The organism is Salmonella sp. 2020_1395 (genome assembly GCF_043848115.1).
Classification (GTDB): domain Bacteria; phylum Pseudomonadota; class Gammaproteobacteria; order Enterobacterales; family Enterobacteriaceae; genus Salmonella; species Salmonella enterica.
Genome location: NZ_JBCMFH010000010.1, coordinates 1 through 18,970, shown reverse-complemented (window position 1 = coordinate 18,970; position 18,970 = coordinate 1). Strand labels below are relative to the sequence as shown.

Here is an 18,970-nt window from a genome sequence, read left to right as displayed (position 1 = left end):
CAGAGAACAGTCAGATGTGGGCGACAGGATTAGGCGTCTGGCCGGCGTTACGTAACAGCATCAGCAGATAAATAAACGATACGCTGGCGATCATAATAAACAGCAGATTATCTGAATAATTCTGCATTAACATCGCAGCAAAAGACGGCCCCAACAGGCTCCCTACCGTATAACTTAACAACAGCGCCTGGTTCATTGCCACAAGCTGGTGATGTTCGACTTTTTCACAGGCCCAGGCCATTGCGACGGGATAAAGCGTAAAACCCGCCGCCCCCAGAATAAACAGAGCTGGCGCCATCGCCGCCTGGGTTAACATGGCAATACTACCGAGTATGACAACGAATACCTGTACGCGTAATACCAGCAAGCGACCAAATTTGTCCGCCAGACGTCCCATTGGCCATTGCCCCAAAATGCCGGCGCTCACCAGCACCGCCATCCAGAAACCGATGCTGGCGTTAGCCATCCCCTGATGCTTCAGATATAACGGCATCAGGCCATATAATGAACCAAGAACAATGCCGGAAATAATACAACCATTCACGCCAAGACGCGCCTGGCGTAGCTTCAGCATGGCGCTAATAGAAGAGGAATGACGTGTCTGCGTTTGCTGATTCACAATTCGGGTAAAGAGTAGCGGCAGAATTCCCGCCAGAATCATTCCGGTCACCCAGGGAAGGACGTGCAGCAATTCACCAGATACTTTACTGACCAATAATTGTCCAAGAAAGGTCCCCATGTAATAGACCATCATATAGGCAGCAAGCAGGCGCCCGCGATTATGCGAGGTTCCGCTGCACATCAACGCGCTTTCGACAACAACCCAAATCATGGCGCAGCCGATACCGGCAATAAAACGCCAGCTCATCCAGCTCCAGAATCCCACCATCACGCCCAACCCGACACAACCCGCGGCGAAGATCAGCGAGGCAAGATAATAGCTACGGTTAAACCCAATGCGTTTAATTAAATACCCGGTAAATAACGTCCCGACCAGATTGCCGGTAAAATAAGACGAGCTGACCATCCCCACCTGCCAGGTCGGAAGGTTTGCCTGAGCAAGCCACAGCGGCACAAGCGTATTCAGTACCGCAATGGCCAGGGTCAACAAAAGTAGCCCGCACAGCAAAAGCATGACGGGACGGGTATAGGTGGACATGAATAAAAACCGTGAGGAAGTTCAAATTTCATGCGCATCATGCCATCGCCAAAAACATTGTCAATCGGCTCCGCATGGGCGATCCGCAAGTTTTGAGACTATCGATTTGATTTACTTATTCTGCACGTGAATATATTAAAAGGCTAAAAATTCATCCCCTTGTTTTTATTGATCTAACCCGCAAAATCGGCGTTTTGTTCAGTCGAAAAATTTCATGGTTCCTTTAGCTTCGTTTTCTTCTCTATGGATTTATATGCACCTTCTCCGCCCCGGTTATATCCCTTAAATTGATGGCGGCTAAAGGCGTATTCGGCCTGCACGTTCTGCAGGCCGAATACGCGTCAACGCGTTAGCTGGCTACCGCCATGCCCACGGTCATATGCAGCCCATAGAATACGCCGCGGCCAATCAATTCCCCCGCCAGCATCAGAATGAAGGCGACAGAGAGCAACGGTACCGCAGGTTGATACCCTTTTAACTGTGGCACAATCCAGCAGCACAACGCCGCCGCAAGCAGCACCATACGCCAGGCCATCAGCGAGCCATAATCCGGCACCAGAGCAGACGCCTGCTGAATGGAACTGTGAATCGTCGCCAGTTCCGCGCCCTGCATGGCCGCCATAATGGCGATAACCACCAGCGCCAGCACCGACACCGCAGGCAACAAACGCATCGCCCAACCGTTCACGCCCGCGATGCGCAGCAGCAGATAACCCAGTAGCGGGCCACCCATAAAGAGCGTCAGGAAGAAGCCCAGCGGCGTCCAGATGCTATACCAGGTCGGTACTGTATCGATGCTGTTATAGACGCGTACCATCATCCAGACGAAGACGACGCCCAGTACCATCGTGATAATCAGCCAGAGTGTGCGCAGTACCGGCGGCAGCTTTTTCAGTACCGCCAGCAGCCAGCCAATCCCGCCGACCGCAAAAAACACCGAGCCGCTGGCAATTTCATTGCTCAGTGCGGAAGCACCCACGCGGTTAAGCGAGTTAAACGCGCGCATCGGCGAGCCCAGATGCAGCATCGAGGCGATAAAGCCAATCCCCATCAGCACCCACAGACCAAACATACAGGCGATCACCCGCTGCTGCGTTTCCGCGCGCAGGTCGCCCTTCATCAGCGCCAAAGCCAGAACAATAAAACCACCGGCCACGCACTGACCAAAGACCGTGAAGATCATCAACGGCCATTCATGCCATCCACTTCCCATCTTATACCTCCTTCGGATTGGCCAGATAACCGGTGGTGTCCCCGGTCGGGCGGCTGTTGGCGTTGGGTTTAATCACAATATTCGGCTTCGTGAAATGCGCGCGCGGCAGCGGCGCGACGGCAGCCAGCTCTCCGTGTTTTTTACGCAGTTCGTCTATCGGGCCAAAATCCAGCGCCCGCAGCGGGCAGGATTCGACGCAAATCGGTTTCTTGCCTTCCGCCACCCGGTCATAACAGCCGTCGCACTTGGTCATATGACCTTTGGCCGCGTTGTACTGCGGCGCGCCGTACGGGCAGGCCATGTGGCAGTAGCGGCAGCCGATACAGACCTCTTCGTTCACCACCACAAAACCGTCATCGCGCTTGTGCATCGCGCCGCTCGGACAGACTTTGGTACAGGCCGGGTCTTCGCAGTGGTTACAGGAGATGGAGAGATAGTAGGCAAAGACGTTCTGGTGCCAGACGCCGTTATCTTCCTGCCAGTCGCCACCCGCATACTCATAAATGCGGCGGAAGCTGACATCCGGGGTCAAATCTTTGTAGTCCTTGCAGGCCAGTTCGCAGGTTTTGCAACCGGTGCAACGGCTGGAATCAATAAAAAATCCATACTGGGTTGTCATCGGTTACTCCTTACGCCTTTTCAACCTGAACGAGGTTCGTATGTGACGGGTTCCCCTTCGCCAGCGGAGAAGGACGTTGGGTCGTCAGTACGTTAATACATCCGCCCTGATCCACGCGTTTTGCATCCGGGTCATACCATGCGCCTTCTCCCAGGGCGACCACACCCGGCATCATGCGCGGCGTCACTTTAGCCTCGATATGTACTTCGCCGCGATCGTTGAAGATGCGGACTTTATCGCCATTGTTGATACCGCGTTTCTGCGCATCCATTGGGTTAATCCACATTTCCTGGCGACAGGCGGCTTTCAGTACGTCTACGTTGCCATAAGTGGAATGCACACGCGCTTTATAGTGGAAACCCGTCAACTGCAGCGGGAATTTATCCGTTAGCGGATCGTTATAGTTTTCAAAACCTGGCGTGTAGATCGGTAATGGATCGATCACGTCGCCTTCCGGCAGCTCCCAGGTGGCGGCGATATCCGCCAACGCCTGTGAATAGATTTCAATCTTGCCCGATGGCGTTGTAAGTGGATTCGCTTGCGGATCTTCGCGGAAGTCTTTATAGGCGACATGGTGGCCTTCGGGGTCACGCTGTTTGAAGATGCCTTGCTTACGGAACTCCTCAAAGGTGGGCAGATTCGGAATGGATTTACGCGACTGTTCGTACAGATGACGCATCCACTCTTCTTGCGTCCGTCCTTCGGTAAACTGTTGTTCCACGCCAAGACGTTTCGCCAGTTCGCTGGTCATCTCATAAATCGTCTTACACTCGAAGCGCGGTTTAATCGCCTGGTCAGTGAAGATAACGTAAGACATGTTCCCGCAGGAGGCATCCAGCGCAAAGTCCATCTGCTCAGAAGCAGTGCAATCAGGCAACAGAATATCGGCGTATTTTGCCGACGAGGTCATATGACAGTCGATAACGACGATCATTTCGCATTTCTTGTCATCCTGCAGGATTTCGTGGGTGCGGTTAATCTCAGAGTGCTGGTTAATCAAACAGTTGCCAGCATAGTTCCAGATCATTTTGATCGGCACGTCCAGCTTATCTTTACCCCGCACGCCATCACGCAGCGCCGTCATTTCCGGGCCGCGTTCAATGGCATCGGTCCACATAAACATGGAGATGCTGGTTTCAACCGGGTTTTCTAACGTGGGCATACGTTCAAATGGCAGGGCATAAGACCCTTCGCGCGCGCCGCTGTTACCGCCGTTAATCCCAACATTACCCGTCAGGATCGCCAGCATCGAGATGGCGCGCGTGGCGATTTCTCCATTAGCATGACGCTGTGGCCCCCACCCCTGGCAAATATAGGCGGGTTTAGCGCTGCCGATTTCTCGCGCCAGCTTAATAATGCGATCCGCCGGAATACCGGTAATTTGCGCCGCCCACTCCGGCGTCTTCGCAATACCGTCTTTACCCTGGCCCAGAATATAGGCTTTGTAGTGACCGTTTTTCGGCGCGCTGGCAGGCAAGGTTTTTTCGTCATAACCGACGCAATATTTATCCAGGAACGGCTGATCGACCATGTTCTCGGTGATTAAGACATATGCCAGACCATTGACCAGCGCCGCATCGGTACCTGGACGAATCGGAATCCACTCATCTTCGCGACCAGCGCCAGTGTCGGTATAACGAGGGTCGATAATGATCATCCGCGCGTTTGATTTCTGCCGCGCCTGTTCAAGGTAATAGGTTACACCGCCCCCGCTCATGCGGGTTTCGCCAGGGTTATTACCAAACAACACCACCAGCTTACTGTTTTCAATGTCGGATGGACTATTGCCATCCGCCCAGCCGCCATAGGTGTAGTTCAGACCCGCTGCGATTTGCGCGGAAGAGTAATCACCGTAGTGGTTCAGATAACCGCCACAGCAGTTCATCAGACGAGCGACCAGCGTTTTTCCCGGCGGCCATGAACGTGTCAAAGTGCCGCCCAGCGTACCCGTGCCATAGTTCAGATAAATGGACTCGTTGCCATACTCTTTGATAAGACGCTGCATATTGGTAGCAATGATATCGTAGGCTTCGTCCCAGCTAATACGCTCAAATTTACCTTCGCCGCGCGCGCCGACGCGCTTCATCGGATACTTGAGCCGATCCGGGTTATAGACGCGACGACGCATAGAACGACCGCGCAGGCAGGCGCGAACCTGGTGCAGGCCATCGTAATCATCGTTTCCGGTATTATCCGTTTCTACATATTTGATTTCGCCATCCACAACATGCATACGTAGCGGACAACGGCTGCCACAGTTTACCGTACAGGCGCTCCAGACGACTTTCTCGCCGGTTTTCGCCGGGCTTATCGCCTCTGCGGCGTTAGCGATGCGGGTAAATGGCAGGGTAAATGCGCTACTGGCCATCGCCAGGCCGCCTATCGCGGTGGTTTTGACTAAACCACGACGGCTCACCTCGGCTGCCAGCACGGCATCAGGGATCTTAGTTTTCATAAGGGCTCACTCTGCTGCTCACAATAAAAAAACAATAAAACGATGTATAGAATTTTATATAGCGATAACATCGCTATATAGTCTGATATATATCGAAAAAGTAGAAAAATAGTGTTAAAAACTGACCTTCATTCGAAATCAGTATTACCCCTAATAGGGTAGGGATTATTGTCCGGTATCAAACTGGCATAAAAAAAGCGCCCGAAGGCGCTTTTTAGAAGAGGAGAAAGCGAGGATTAGCCGATATATTCCAGTCCGTTCATGTACGGACGTAATACTTCCGGCACTTCAATGCGGCCATCAGCCTGCTGATAGTTTTCCATCACGGCCACCAGGGTACGACCTACCGCCAGACCAGAACCATTCAGGGTATGGACCAGACGGGTCTTTTTGTCGGACTTGCTGCGACAGCGTGCCTGCATACGACGCGCCTGGAAGTCCCAGACGTTAGAGCAGGAAGAGATCTCGCGGTAGGTATTCTGCGCCGGAACCCAGACTTCGAGGTCATAGGTTTTGCAGGCGCCGAAGCCCATATCGCCAGTGCACAGAATGATTTTACGGTACGGCAGTCCCAGTAGCTGGAGCACTTTTTCCGCGTGGCCGGTCATCTCTTCCAACGCAGCCATAGAATCTTCCGGGCGAACGATCTGCACCATTTCCACTTTGTCAAACTGATGCATACGAATCAGGCCACGGGTATCACGACCATAAGAACCTGCTTCAGAACGGAAACAAGGCGTATGCGCCGTCATTTTAATCGGCAGCTGATCTTCGTCGATGATTTCATCGCGTACCAGATTGGTCAGCGGAACCTCCGCCGTCGGGATCAAAGCATAGTTGCTGCTGTCTGCTTCTTCTTCCAGCGGACGGGTATGGAACAAGTCGCCTGCGAATTTCGGCAGTTGACCGGTGCCATACAGCGTGTCGTGGTTAACCAGATACGGCACGTAGTTTTCGCTATAGCCGTGCTGTTCCGTATGCAGATCCAACATGAACTGCGACAATGCGCGATGCATACGCGCAATCTGTCCTTTCATCACCACAAAACGGGAGCCGGTCAGCTTAACCGCGGCGGCAAAGTCGAGGCCGGAGTGCATTTCCCCTAAGGTGACGTGATCGCGGATTTCAAAATCAAACTCACGCGGGGTACCCCAGCGGCTGACTTCAACGTTGTCGTTTTCATCTTTACCTACCGGCACTTCATCCGCAGGCAGGTTTGGGATGGTCAGCGCGATATCGCGGATCTCCGCCAGCAAGGTATCCAGCTCGGCTTTCGCCGCATCCAGCTCTTCGCCCAGTTTATTCACTTCCAGGCGTAAAGGCTCGATATCTTCCCCGCGCGCTTTCGCCTGGCCGATGGATTTCGATCGAGAATTACGCTCCGCCTGCAGGTTTTCCGTGTTGACCTGCAAAACTTTACGACGCTCTTCAAGAGCGCGCAGCTTATCTACATCCAGCTTAAAGCCCCGGCGTGCCAGTTTTTCAGCGACTGCGTCTGGCTCATTACGCAGCAGATTGGGATCGAGCATGCTTATCCTGTGCTTATCGAATAATAAAAGGAAACGCGATCAATTGATGATCGCCTCTGATTGTATTGATGAACGTAAACCCCGTTTACGTAATAGCGACGTTTTCGCCTTACCTGACCGACGACAGCAACAACGCATCCATTGCGCTATACCCGCGGACCTCATAAGCAACGTGCTATCAGGCATAACGAGGTTCATCATCAACGCCATGATACCTGGAGCATCATATTTAGAGATAACCTTACCGCAACGTTTACACTAGCGGTAGCGTTTTGTGGGGCTATTTTGATCCTGTTCAGCCAGCCAGGCGAGCTTTTCGCCAATCTTGCCTTCCAGACCACGATTTGTCGGATGATAATAGCGCGTTTGCGCGATTTCCGGCGGGAAGTACACTTCACCCGCAGCATAGGCATTGGGCTCATCGTGGGCATAGCGGTACTCCTGACCATACCCCATCTCTTTCATCAGTTTGGTTGGCGCATTACGCAGATGGACAGGAACGTCATAATCAGGACGCTCGCGCGCGTCGGCCAACGCAGCCTTAAAGGCGGTATAGACGGCGTTGCTCTTCGGCGCGCAGGCGAGATAAACGATAGCCTGCGCGATCGCCCTTTCGCCTTCAGCCGGGCCAACGCGGGTGAAACAATCCCATGCGGCAATGGCGACCTGCATCGCGCGCGGATCGGCATTACCCACATCTTCCGAGGCAATCGCCAGGCAGCGACGCGCCACGTACAGCGGATCGCCTCCCGCGGTAATGATACGGGCATACCAATAGAGGGCGGCATCCGGCGCGCTGCCGCGCACTGATTTATGTAAGGCGGAAATAAGATCGTAGAAGCGATCGCCTTTGTTATCAAAACGCGCGCTGCGCTCGCCGGCGATCTCGGCCAACAAGGCGGGCAATAAAACGCGTTTGCCGCTGTCATCCGCCTCCGCCATATCAGCCATCATTTCCAGCGTATTTAAGGCGCGCCGCGCGTCGCCATTGACCAGCTCAGCAATCGCTCGCCGTGTCTCATCCGGTAACACGATATCCTGATCGCCGTAACCACGCGTTTTGTCCTGCATCGCCTGGTCCAGTACTTGCTCAATATCGTCAGTGGTCAACGATTTCAGCAGATAGACCCGCGCTCGCGACAATAGCGCCGAGTTCAGCTCAAAAGAGGGATTTTCCGTGGTCGCGCCGATAAAGGTGATAGTGCCATCTTCGATATGCGGTAAAAAGGCGTCCTGCTGGCTTTTGTTAAAGCGATGCACTTCATCGACAAACAGGATGGTACGGCGACCGGCATTACGATTCTGGCGGGCGCGCTCGATAGCTTCGCGAATCTCTTTTACCCCAGAAGTGACGGCGGAAATACGCTCGACATCGGCGCTGGCGTAGCGGGCGATCACTTCAGCGAGCGTGGTTTTCCCCGTCCCTGGCGGCCCCCATAAAATCATGGAGTGCAGGTGCCCGGCCTCAATAGCGCGAGGCAACGGTTTACCTGCGGCCAGCAAATGCTGCTGGCCGATATACTGCGCTAAATTTTCCGGCCGCATTCGCGCGGCCAGCGGTTGAAACGTATTATCAGAAAAATCGAGCGACAGATTGCTCACTCATCGCCTCTACTTACGTTGGTCGTCTATCGTTACCCCTTGCGGCGGAGTAAACGTAAATTTTGACGGATCAACAGCGCCGTTTTGCTGGGATTTTAGCTGATAGGCGCTACGCTGATCGTCTTGTTCTACGGCGCTAAACTGGTGGATAGTCCCGTCGCGTCCCACATTGATGGTGAACTGTTTCAGATTGCCGTTGCTGGCTTTCGGCGTCAGCACAAAATTATCGCCATCCTGCTTAATATTATACTGCTGCCAGTCGCTGGCCTGGTTGCGGGCAATCAGCATAAACGGTGTATTTCCGGTGGCATCTTTCAACCACGTGGCGGTAGCCTGTTCTACAAACGGGTTATAGAACCATAACGTTTTGCCGTCAGAAACCAGAATACTCTCGTCAGGTTGCGTCATATGCCAGTTGAATAGATTTGGCCGCTTAACCCATAAATCACCCTGTCCCTCCTGCACCGCAGCACCGCTGCCATCGGTGACTTTTTGAGTAAAGGTGGCATGAAAGCTGCTCACTTTATCCAGACGGCTTTTCAGAGAGCTGGCGGCGTCAGCCCATACGCTGCTGGCTACAACGCTTGAAAGTAATGCACAGGCGATTGCCATTTTTTTCATCATTATTCCTCAGGTTTCGACACTCCCGACCAGGAGCTCCTTTTGCTTTCTATTCCAGGCCAAAAATCAGCATGAGGAAAGAAGAAAATACTGAATTTTGTTGCCGGATGGCAGCCTGCACAGCGCCATCCGGCTTACAGGTTTACTCAAAAGGCGGCGGAGCCAGCACTTCACGATTACCGTTATGCCCCTGAGCGCTGACAATACCCTGCGCTTCCATCTGTTCGATAATACGCGCCGCACGGTTATAGCCGATGCGGAACTGACGCTGAACGCCGGAAATGGACGCTTTACGCTTCTGGGTGACGAAATTAACGGCCTGATCAAATAGCGCATCTAATTCTTCGCCGCCGTCAAAACCGCCACCGCCACCTTCGCTTTCGCTGTCGGAGGTAATGCCATCCACATATTGCGGACGACCGCGCGCTTTCCAGTCCTGCACCACCGCATGGACTTCCTGGTCACGCACAAACGCCCCATGGACACGTACCGGCATGGTGGAGTTTGGTCCGGAATAGAGCATGTCCCCCATTCCCAATAGCGACTCAGCGCCACCCTGATCAAGAATGGTGCGGGAGTCGATCTTGCTGGATACGGTAAAAGCGATACGGGTTGGAATGTTGGCTTTAATTAAACCAGTAATCACATCGACCGACGGACGCTGCGTCGCCAGTACCAGGTGAATCCCCGCAGCGCGCGCTTTCTGCGCCAGACGCGCGATCAGCTCTTCAACTTTTTTACCGACGGTCATCATCAGGTCGGCAAATTCATCAACCAGTACCACGATATACGGCAGTTTTTCCAGAACCGGATGCTGAACATCCATACTGTCGCCCGGCTTCCAGTACGGGTCCGGAATCGGACGCCCCATGCGGGCCGCTTCGGCGATTTTCTCGTTATACCCAGCCAGATTACGCACGCCGAGCGCGGACATCAGCTTATAGCGACGCTCCATCTCATTGACGCTCCAGCGTAACGCGTTAGCCGCGTCTTTCATGTCGGTAACAACTTCCGTCAGCAGATGCGGTATACCTTCATAGACCGAGAGTTCTAACATTTTCGGGTCGATCATGATAAAGCGAACGTCTTCCGGCTGCGCTTTATACAGCATACTGAGGATCATGGCGTTAACCCCGACCGACTTACCGGAACCGGTCGTACCGGCCACCAGCAGGTGAGGCATTTTCGCCAGATCCGCCACTACCGGATCGCCCGCGATATCCTTACCTAACACCACGGTAAGCGGCGACGGATTCTCGCGGAATTTGGCGTTATCCAACACTTCGCGCAGATAAACGGTTTGCCGTTTCTTGTTCGGCAATTCCAACCCTACGTAAGGTTTGCCTGGAATGACTTCCACAACGCGTACGGCTACCGTTGACAATGAGCGCGCCAGATCCCGGGAAAGGTTGGAGATACGCGCTGCTTTAACGCCCGGGGCCAGATTCAGTTCAAAACGAGTAATGACCGGGCCTGGCGAATAGTTCACCACATCAGCTTTAATGCGGAAATCCGCCAGACGCGCTTCAACCAGACGCGCCATTTGTTCCAGCGCAAAGGTATCTACCGGTTCAACTTCGCTCGGCGGCGGCGTCAGAAGATCTAACGAAGGCAGCGGCGTCGTCGGACGCTGTAATGGACGACTGTCGCCGTTACGCATCAACAGCGGGTGGATCAGGCTGTCTTGCGGCGCTGTCGGCTGTTGCGGCTGCTGATACTGCGGTTGCGGCGCTACCGGCTGTTGCGGCTGCTGATACTGCGGCTGCGGTGCTACCGGCTGCTGCGGCTGCTGATACTGCGGCTGCGGTGCTACCGGCTGTTGCGGCTGCTGATACTGCGGCTGCGGCGCTACCGGCTGTTGCGGCTGCTGATACTGCGGCTGTGGCGCTGTCGGTTGCTGCGGCTGCTGATACTGCGGCTGCGGCGCTACCGGCTGTTGCGGCTGCTGATACTGTGGCTGCGGCGCTACCGGCTGCTGCGGCTGCTGGTACTGTGGCTGAGGCTGCGGCGCTACCGGTTGCTGAACAGGCGTTGACTCGGGCATGACACCCGGCGTGAACAGCGGTTCGTGCGGACCTTCATCAACCAATACTTTCATTGGCGAGAAATCCAGATCGTCCAGTGAGAACGGCTGCGCGCCAGCGGGTTGCTCGCCGGAATAGCGCTGCTGTTGCGAAGCGGCAAACTGGCGGGCTAATTCAGCTTCCGCAGCGGTATCGTCATCTTCTGCCTGTTGCGTATCATGCTGATACGTCTCACCATAACGATGCTGCTGCGACTGCGCAAACTGACGGGCTAACTCGTCCTGATGCATTGCATCTATTTCTTCATCGGTTAGCTGCGCGCCCGTCTCGTACTGATTGCGCTCCGCCTCGCGGGCTTTTTCTTCAGCAATCCTCTGTGACGGCAGCTTAATACCGTACGACGCCAGTTCCCGTCGGGTCGGCACGCGAACGCGGTTCGGACGCGGCAGTTGCGGACCAATTCCCTCTTTCACCTGCGGACGCGGCGCGCCGCCGGTAGCCAGACTAAAGGCAGGCGCAGCGGCCGCGGCGCCTGCTGCCAGGGTGCCACTCTTAATACCTGCGTCAAGCGACGCGGCGGCGGCTACCGCTTCCACTGGCGGTATAGATGGCGCGACAGATACCGTAGGTTTGACCGGCACGTTATCTTTTACCGGCTCCGGAATCGGTTGATACCATGCCGCCAGTTGTTCGCGCTCACGGGCGCGTTTCTCTTCCACCTCTTCAAAATAGTAAAGCGGAGGACGGGCGGGTCTGGTCTCTTCTGTGTCAGGTTCAGGCTCGGTGGTAACCGGCTGTTCGATAACCGGCGGCGGCATGTGAGAAGGTTCAGCCGCTATCGGCTCCGGCTGATAAACCGGCGTCGGCTGATGGGTCGGCTCCGGCTGCCAGTGTTGTTCGGCATCCGGCGCCTGCCATTGCGGCTGTGTTTCCTGCGGCGCAAGAGAGTCATATTCTGCTGCGGTCGCTGGCGTCGCGGCGTATTGCGGCGCGGAAGCGACAGGCACAGGTTGCTGCCACGGCGCACTTTGCGCCTCCTGCGGTTGAGCATATTGCGGATGCGGCTGATACCCCTCCGGCGCAGGCGCGATAACCGGTTCGCCGGTTTGCGGCCCCGGTACGGGCTGCCACTCCACGGTCGGTTGCGCGACAACCGGCTCAGCCCCCGGCATGGGCGGCGTTTGCATTATGGGATCGGCGGACGCTGCCCACGTCTGGGTGACGGCAGTTGCAGCCGCAGCGGCGGCGACCGGTTCAGTGACAGAATGGCCGTTTAACAGCGGATCATATTCATCATATTCCGGCTGCGTCGCACGGTTGCCCGAAAACAGAACGTCGTCGGGATCGGCAGCGACGCCGCGCGCGCTATACTGAATGTCCTCGTCATCATCCATCCGTTTGCCGGAAAAGAGCGCGGCATCGGTCTGACGGCCCCGTGGATTGCTGAATTTTTCAGCCAGTCGCTTACGACGCGCCAACGCGCCGCGCAAAATACGCGCCCGGCGAGATTCACGCTGCACGCCGTCGGTTTCTTCATCGTATTCGTCATCATACTCTTCGTCGTCAACCCACGTATCATCACGCCGGGTACGGTTGCTGGCGAAGGTCAGTATATTAAGCAGCCAGCCGCCTAATTTTTCGGCGATACTGACCCAGGACCAGCCGGTAAAGAGCGTCAGCCCGGCAGCCCAAATACAGAGAAGCATTATCGTTCCGCCGCTACTATGCAACAACGGCTGCAGCGTGGTGCTTAACAGGCTGCCAATTACGCCGCCGGAGGCGAAATACCAGATATCGTCGGCATTAATGGCCGCCAGACCGCAGGAAGTGAGAATCAGCGCCAGCACGCCGATAAGGCGTAGCGACACAGCAAAATAGTCGATGTAATCATCCGTAGACTGATGACGCCACGCAAACCAACACCCGCCGACAATAATGACAGGGATAGTGTAGGCCATTACGCCAAAAATAAAGAACAGTGTATCGGCCAGCCACGCGCCCGGCGCGCCGCCTAAATTATGGATGGGTTCATGCCAGGCGGTTTGCGACCAACTGGGGTCCGAAGGGTTAAAGCTCAACAAGGCCGCCATCAACCAGACGGCAAAAAGGGCAATAAGTATCAACAACGCTTCCAGAAGTCGGCGCCCGCTGCTTAACTTCGTCAATGTGACGTCTTTGTCTTCAGTATATTCCTGGCTCAAAAAAGGCTCTCCAGGTTCCAGGCTTTTCCCGCCCGATGCTAAAACGGACAACAGCACCGGGTTGCCCCGGCACTGTTGCTGTATGGATTAACAGGAGTGTAATCAAACTACGGCGATTTTGCACCTGTTCCGTGTTAGCGTGTCTTAATAACCAGACGATTACTCTGTTTTACCTCTTCCATCACTACGTAAGTTCGGGTGTCGTTCACACCTGGCAAGCGCAGCAACGTCTCTCCCAATAGTTTTCGATACGCTGACATATCCGGTACACGGGTTTTCAACAGGTAGTCGAAATCGCCGGAAACCAAATGACACTCCTGAATCTCTTCAAGCTTTTGCACGGCGGCATTAAACTGTTCAAACACATCCGGCGCGCCGCGATTTAAGGTAATCTCAACGAATACCAGAAGTGACGCATCCAGATAATGCGGGTTCAACAGCGCCGTATAGCCCTGGATAAACCCCTGTCGCTCCAGCCGACGCACACGCTCAAGGCAAGGTGTCGGCGAAAGCCCTACTCGTTTAGAAAGCTCGACGTTGGAAATACGCCCATCCTTTTGCAGTTCATTAAGAATGTTACGATCGATACGGTCGAGATCTTTGCCAGGGCGCTTCTTGCTATCTACCATTATTATTGTCTCTCTGTATTCCTTCCCTACTCCTGCCTGACTCTACTCACATCACTGTTCAGAGTCGCTGCCCATCACAATAGACCGAAACCCAGAGGGATTAACGGCGCGCAATGCCTGGTCTATGGTGAGAAGACCGTTGCCTCACGGCAGCTATCGACATCACGAATGGCGTCTGTCCACGCCATGCGTAGATTTCACTAGCCCGGTAAACATGGTATTTACATGCATGATTATGCAGCACATACATAACACAGTTTTTTTCTTCCTCGAATGTTTTCGCAAAACAGCAGGTGATTGTCAAAGCAAAACATCGATTTTTAGTACAACATGCCAGTTATTCATTAGAGAGGGCGGTAAACTGTCATTTCGTCACCTTATAAGTTACCGATTTTAATTAAAGTTTGTGATGATAACGTCGCTGTCGCGGTCGTTCATCGGTTCATGCTATTACACATATTGTTAACAAAATCGTTATGCTCTTTTTTTACGTCTGTAAATTCCCTACAATTCTGCTCATTGTCTGCCAACAACTATGGGGATCTCATGGGCACGACCAAACACAGTAAGCTGCTTATTCTGGGCTCAGGACCGGCGGGATATACCGCGGCGGTGTATGCCGCGCGCGCAAATTTACAGCCGGTACTTATTACCGGTATGGAAAAAGGCGGTCAACTGACTACCACGACGGAAGTGGAAAACTGGCCCGGCGATCCAAACGATTTGACCGGCCCGCTGCTAATGGAACGCATGCATGAACATGCGGCAAAATTTGAAACCGAGATAATTTTTGATCACATCAACAACGTGGATCTGCAAAATCGTCCGTTCCGTCTGACAGGTGACAGCGCAGAGTACACTTGTGATGCGTTGATCATTGCGACCGGCGCTTCCGCGCGCTATCTGGGGCTGCCATCGGAAGAAGCCTTTAAAGGGCGCGGCGTTTCCGCCTGCGCAACCTGCGACGGTTTCTTCTACCGCAATCAGAAAGTGGCGGTGATCGGCGGCGGCAACACCGCGGTTGAAGAAGCGCTTTATCTGTCCAACATCGCTTCGGAAGTGCACCTTATCCATCGCCGTGACGGTTTCCGCGCTGAAAAAATCCTCATTAAGCGCCTGATGGATAAAGTCGAAAATGGCAATATCATTCTGCACACCAACCGGACGCTGGAAGAAGTGACCGGCGATCAGATGGGCGTCACCGGTCTGCGTCTTCGCGACACGCAGCAGAGCGATAATATCGAGACGCTGGACATCGCCGGACTTTTCGTAGCCATCGGTCATAGCCCAAACACGGCGCTCTTCGAAGGCCAGCTTGAGCTGGAAAATGGTTATATCAAAGTTCAGTCCGGTACCCATGGCAACGCCACACAAACCAGCATCCCTGGCGTATTCGCGGCGGGTGACGTTATGGATCATATTTACCGTCAGGCGATCACCTCTGCAGGTACGGGCTGTATGGCGGCGCTGGATGCTGAACGCTATCTCGATGGTCTGGCCGACGCGAGTAAATAGTTTTTACAAATCAGTAACAAAAGTAAAAAAGGCGACTATAAGTCGCCTTTATTTTTGCGTCGTTGTAACATTGCCCTGCCTGAAATTCCAATAACTCACCTGCTAAGCGTGCAATGAATAAAACCCGTCAAAAAGAGCTGACCCGCTGGTTAAAACAGCAAAGCGTAATCTCCCAACGGTGGTTGAATATTTCCCGCCTGTTGGGGTTCATGAGTGGCGTATTAATTGTCGCTCAGGCCTGGATCATGGCGCGTATCCTGCAACATATGATCATGGAGAACATTCCACGGGAAGCGCTGTTGCTCCCTTTTATCCTGCTGATACTGGTCTTTGTCCTCCGCGCCTGGGTGGTGTGGTTGCGCGAGCGCGTCGGTTTTCATGCCGGACAACATATTCGCTTTGAGATCCGCCGTCAGGTGTTGGATCGTCTGCAGCAAGCCGGCCCAGCCTGGATTCAGGGCAAGCCCGCCGGTAGCTGGGCGACGCTGGTGTTGGAGCAGATTGACGATATGCATGACTATTATGCGCGCTATCTGCCGCAAATGGCGCTTGCCGTTTGCGTACCGCTCTTAATCGTGGCGGCGATTTTCCCGTCAAATTGGGCGGCGGCGCTGATTCTGCTGGGCACTGCCCCGCTCATTCCCCTATTTATGGCGATGGTGGGAATGGGCGCGGCTGACGCCAACCGCCGCAATTTCCTGGCGCTTGCCCGGCTAAGCGGCCATTTTCTTGACCGTCTGCGCGGGATGGAAACGCTGCGAATTTTCGGTCGTGGAGAAGCGGAAACCGAGAGCATTCGCGCAGCATCGCAGGATTTTCGTCAGCGCACGATGGAAGTACTGCGCCTCGCATTTTTATCTTCCGGCGTGCTGGAATTTTTCACCTCGCTTTCTATTGCGCTGGTCGCCGTTTATTTTGGCTTCTCTTACCTGGGCGAGCTGAACTTTGGTCATTACGGTACCGGTGTGACGCTCGCCGCCGGGTTCCTCGCCTTGATCCTCGCGCCGGAGTTTTTCCAGCCATTACGCGACCTCGGCACGTTTTATCATGCTAAGGCGCAGGCGATTGGCGCGGCGGATAGTCTGAAGACGTTTCTGGAAACGCCCCTCGCCCACCCGGCGCGCGGCGAAGTTGAGCTGGCGGAAAACGAGCCTGTAACCATTGACGCAGTCAATCTTATTATCACCTCGCCAGAAGGCAAAACGCTTGCCGGGCCGCTGAATTTCTCATTAGCGGCAGGAGAACGCGCCGTCCTGGTAGGACGCAGCGGTTCCGGTAAAAGCACTCTGTTGAATGTATTATCCGGTTTTCTCTCCTATCAGGGATCTTTGCGTATTAACGGTGTCGAGCTTCGCGATCTCTCGCCGGAATCCTGGCGCCAGCATCTCTCCTGGGTTGGGCAAAACCCGCAATTACCTGCGGCGACGCTACGCGAAAATGTATTACTGGCGCGCCCGGAGGCCAGCGAGCAGGAACTTTATGCCGCGCTTGACGCCGCATGGGTAAGCGAGTTTTTACCGCTGCTGCCGCAAGGAGTAGACACCCCGCTCGGCAATCATGCCAGCAGACTTTCCGTCGGCCAGGCACAGCGTGTAGCGGTCGCCCGTGCGCTACTTAATCCCTGTCAACTGCTACTGCTGGATGAACCGGCGGCAAGCCTGGACGCTCACAGCGAGCAACGCGTCATGCAGGCGTTAAAAGCGGCGTCAAAACGCCAGACCACATTAATGGTGACGCATCAGTTGGAAGATCTCGCCGACTGGGACGCTATCTGGGTTATGCAAGATGGCGCGATTGTCGAACAAGGCAGTTATGCCGAACTCAGCGCCGCCAACGGCGCTTTTGCGACGTTATTGGCTCATCGTCAGGAGGATATTTAAATGCGCGCGCTACTCCCTTATCTGACGCTTTATAAACGCCATAAATGGATGCTAACGCTGGGAATTGCGCTGGCAATCCTGACCCTGCTTGCCAGTATCGGGCTGCTGACGCTTTCCGGCTGGTTCCTGTCCGCGTCCGCTATCGCAGGCTTCGCGGGAATTTACAGTTTTAACTATATGCTCCCGGCGGCCGGCGTGCGCGGCGCGGCCATTACCCGTACCGCCGGTCGTTATTTTGAACGTCTGGTAAGTCATGACGCCACGTTCCGCGTGCTGCAACATCTGCGTATTTATACCTTCAGCAAACTTTTACCGCTCTCCCCCGCGGGTCTGGCGCGATATCAGCAAGGTGAACTGCTGAACCGCATCGTTGCCGACGTCGACACGCTGGACCATCTCTATTTGCGCGTCATCTCCCCGCTGGTCGGCGCTTTTGTAGTGATTATGATTGTCACCCTGGGGCTTAGCGTTCTCGACGTGACGCTGGCGATCACGCTGGGCGGCATTATGCTGTTGACGCTGTTTATTATGCCGCCGGTGTTTTATCGCGCCGGCAAAAATACCGGCCAAAATCTGACACATCTACGAGGTCAGTATCGCCAGCAGCTCACGTCATGGTTACAGGGCCAGGCGGAACTCACCATTTTTGGCGCCAGCAAACGCTATCGGGCGCAAATGGAAGCCACCGAATTACAATGGCATGAGGCCCAACGCCGACAGTCTGAACTGACCGCCTTATCGCAGGCGTTAATGCTGCTGATTGGCGCGCTGGCGGTGATGTTAATGTTGTGGATGGCCTCCGGCGGCGTTGGCGGCAATACGCAGCCCGGCGCGCTCATCGCGCTGTTTGTCTTCTGCGCGCTGGCGGCTTTCGAGGCGCTTGCGCCCGTTACCGGCGCATTCCAGCATCTGGGGCAGGTTATCGCCTCTGCGCTTCGTATCACTGAATTAACGGAGCAAAAACCGGAGGTGACCTTTCCACAGGCAGAAACTCCCGCGCCGGAAAAGGTCACACTCACCCTGCGGGACGTTTCGTTTCGTTATCCCGACCAGCCGATTAATGCGCTCAATGCCCTCTCATTACAGGCTAATCCTGGCGAGCATGTCGCTATTCTGGGGCGTACCGGCTGCGGAAAATCAACGCTGTTGCAGCTACTCACCCGCGCCTGGGACCCGCAACAAGGCGAAATTCTGCTCAACGATCTTCCGCTATCCTCGCTGAGCGAATCCGCCTTACGCCGGACTATCAGCGTGGTGCCGCAGCGTGTCCACCTGTTCAGCGCCACGCTGCGTGATAATTTATTACTGGCGGCGCCCAATGCCAGCGACGAAGCCCTTTCCGACATGCTGCGTCGCGTCGGCCTCGAAAATCTGCTCGAAGATAGTGGGCTTAATAGCTGGCTCGGCGAAGGCGGTCGCCTGCTATCCGGCGGCGAACTTCGTCGTCTGGCCATCGCCCGCGCGCTGTTGCATGATGCTCCGTTAATGCTGTTGGATGAGCCCACTGAGGGGCTGGATGCGAC

Annotated in this window: 12 protein-coding genes; 3 read left to right on the top strand and 9 right to left on the bottom strand. The window is 54.7% G+C overall.

Annotated features, from left to right (window positions below; translation table 11 throughout):
* Nucleotides 1-10: 10 nt before the first annotated feature.
* The 9 genes from ACH0WD_RS16550 to lrp all read right to left on the bottom strand — a co-directional run bounded on the left by ACH0WD_RS16550 (nucleotide 11) and on the right by lrp (nucleotide 14,052).
* The gene (locus tag ACH0WD_RS16550) at nucleotides 11-1,159 is read right to left on the bottom strand and encodes an MFS transporter (RefSeq protein ID WP_000109274.1); all 1,149 of its coding nucleotides are present in this window, start codon (nucleotides 1,157-1,159) and stop codon (nucleotides 11-13) included.
* A 349-nt stretch (nucleotides 1,160-1,508) separates the two neighbouring features.
* Nucleotides 1,509-2,372: a dimethyl sulfoxide reductase anchor subunit family protein gene (locus tag ACH0WD_RS16545; protein WP_000534685.1), complete on the bottom strand. Its 864-nt coding sequence runs from the start codon at nucleotides 2,370-2,372 to the stop codon at nucleotides 1,509-1,511.
* 1 nt (nucleotide 2,373) lies between these two features.
* Nucleotides 2,374-2,991, bottom strand: a complete 618-nt coding sequence (gene dmsB / locus ACH0WD_RS16540) for a dimethylsulfoxide reductase iron-sulfur subunit DmsB (protein ID WP_000213069.1) — start codon at nucleotides 2,989-2,991, stop codon at nucleotides 2,374-2,376.
* A gap of 10 nt (nucleotides 2,992-3,001) precedes the next feature.
* Nucleotides 3,002-5,446: a dimethylsulfoxide reductase subunit A gene (gene dmsA, locus ACH0WD_RS16535; RefSeq protein WP_000850250.1), complete on the bottom strand. Its 2,445-nt coding sequence runs from the start codon at nucleotides 5,444-5,446 to the stop codon at nucleotides 3,002-3,004.
* Nucleotides 5,447-5,682: 236 nt separating this feature from the next.
* Complete coding sequence (serS, locus tag ACH0WD_RS16530) at nucleotides 5,683-6,975, bottom strand: serine--tRNA ligase (protein WP_000886697.1); 1,293 nt, start codon at nucleotides 6,973-6,975, stop codon at nucleotides 5,683-5,685.
* A gap of 258 nt (nucleotides 6,976-7,233) precedes the next feature.
* On the bottom strand, nucleotides 7,234-8,577 hold the full coding sequence (gene rarA / locus ACH0WD_RS16525) for a replication-associated recombination protein RarA (RefSeq protein ID WP_000067784.1): 1,344 nt from the start codon (nucleotides 8,575-8,577) through the stop codon (nucleotides 7,234-7,236).
* 9 nt (nucleotides 8,578-8,586) lie between these two features.
* Nucleotides 8,587-9,198, bottom strand: a complete 612-nt coding sequence (gene lolA, locus ACH0WD_RS16520; RefSeq protein ID WP_001519746.1) for an outer membrane lipoprotein chaperone LolA — start codon at nucleotides 9,196-9,198, stop codon at nucleotides 8,587-8,589.
* Nucleotides 9,199-9,340: 142 nt separating this feature from the next.
* Nucleotides 9,341-13,423: a DNA translocase FtsK gene (gene ftsK, locus ACH0WD_RS16515; protein WP_001747984.1), complete on the bottom strand. Its 4,083-nt coding sequence runs from the start codon at nucleotides 13,421-13,423 to the stop codon at nucleotides 9,341-9,343.
* Between the two features lie 134 nt (nucleotides 13,424-13,557).
* Nucleotides 13,558-14,052, bottom strand: coding sequence for a leucine-responsive transcriptional regulator Lrp (lrp, locus tag ACH0WD_RS16510; protein ID WP_000228469.1), 495 nt, complete (start codon nucleotides 14,050-14,052; stop codon nucleotides 13,558-13,560).
* A 546-nt stretch (nucleotides 14,053-14,598) separates the two neighbouring features.
* Between lrp and trxB the strand changes: the two genes are divergently transcribed.
* From trxB to cydC, 3 genes are all read left to right on the top strand, one after another.
* On the top strand, nucleotides 14,599-15,567 hold the full coding sequence (trxB, locus tag ACH0WD_RS16505; RefSeq protein ID WP_000537407.1) for a thioredoxin-disulfide reductase: 969 nt from the start codon (nucleotides 14,599-14,601) through the stop codon (nucleotides 15,565-15,567).
* Nucleotides 15,568-15,680: 113 nt separating this feature from the next.
* The gene (cydD, locus tag ACH0WD_RS16500) at nucleotides 15,681-17,447 is read left to right on the top strand and encodes a cysteine/glutathione ABC transporter permease/ATP-binding protein CydD (RefSeq protein ID WP_001044535.1); all 1,767 of its coding nucleotides are present in this window, start codon (nucleotides 15,681-15,683) and stop codon (nucleotides 17,445-17,447) included.
* Nucleotides 17,448-18,970, top strand: a 1,523-nt coding sequence (cydC, locus tag ACH0WD_RS16495; RefSeq protein ID WP_395202022.1) for a cysteine/glutathione ABC transporter ATP-binding protein/permease CydC, incomplete at its 3' end; no start/stop codon positions are given.

What these genes read in the sequence shown, in the direction of transcription:
- ACH0WD_RS16550 (WP_000109274.1), bottom strand. Translation starts at nt 1,159, where the DNA reads ATGTCCACCTATACCCGTCCCGTCATGCTTTTGCTGTGCGGGCTACTT.
- ACH0WD_RS16545 (WP_000534685.1), bottom strand. Translation starts at nt 2,372, where the DNA reads ATGGGAAGTGGATGGCATGAATGGCCGTTGATGATCTTCACGGTCTTT.
- dmsB (WP_000213069.1), bottom strand. Translation starts at nt 2,991, where the DNA reads ATGACAACCCAGTATGGATTTTTTATTGATTCCAGCCGTTGCACCGGT.
- dmsA (WP_000850250.1), bottom strand. Translation starts at nt 5,446, where the DNA reads ATGAAAACTAAGATCCCTGATGCCGTGCTGGCAGCCGAGGTGAGCCGT.
- serS (WP_000886697.1), bottom strand. Translation starts at nt 6,975, where the DNA reads ATGCTCGATCCCAATCTGCTGCGTAATGAGCCAGACGCAGTCGCTGAA.
- lolA (WP_001519746.1), bottom strand. Translation starts at nt 9,198, where the DNA reads ATGAAAAAAATGGCAATCGCCTGTGCATTACTTTCAAGCGTTGTAGCC.
- lrp (WP_000228469.1), bottom strand. Translation starts at nt 14,052, where the DNA reads ATGGTAGATAGCAAGAAGCGCCCTGGCAAAGATCTCGACCGTATCGAT.
- trxB (WP_000537407.1), top strand. Translation starts at nt 14,599, where the DNA reads ATGGGCACGACCAAACACAGTAAGCTGCTTATTCTGGGCTCAGGACCG.
- cydD (WP_001044535.1), top strand. Translation starts at nt 15,681, where the DNA reads ATGAATAAAACCCGTCAAAAAGAGCTGACCCGCTGGTTAAAACAGCAA.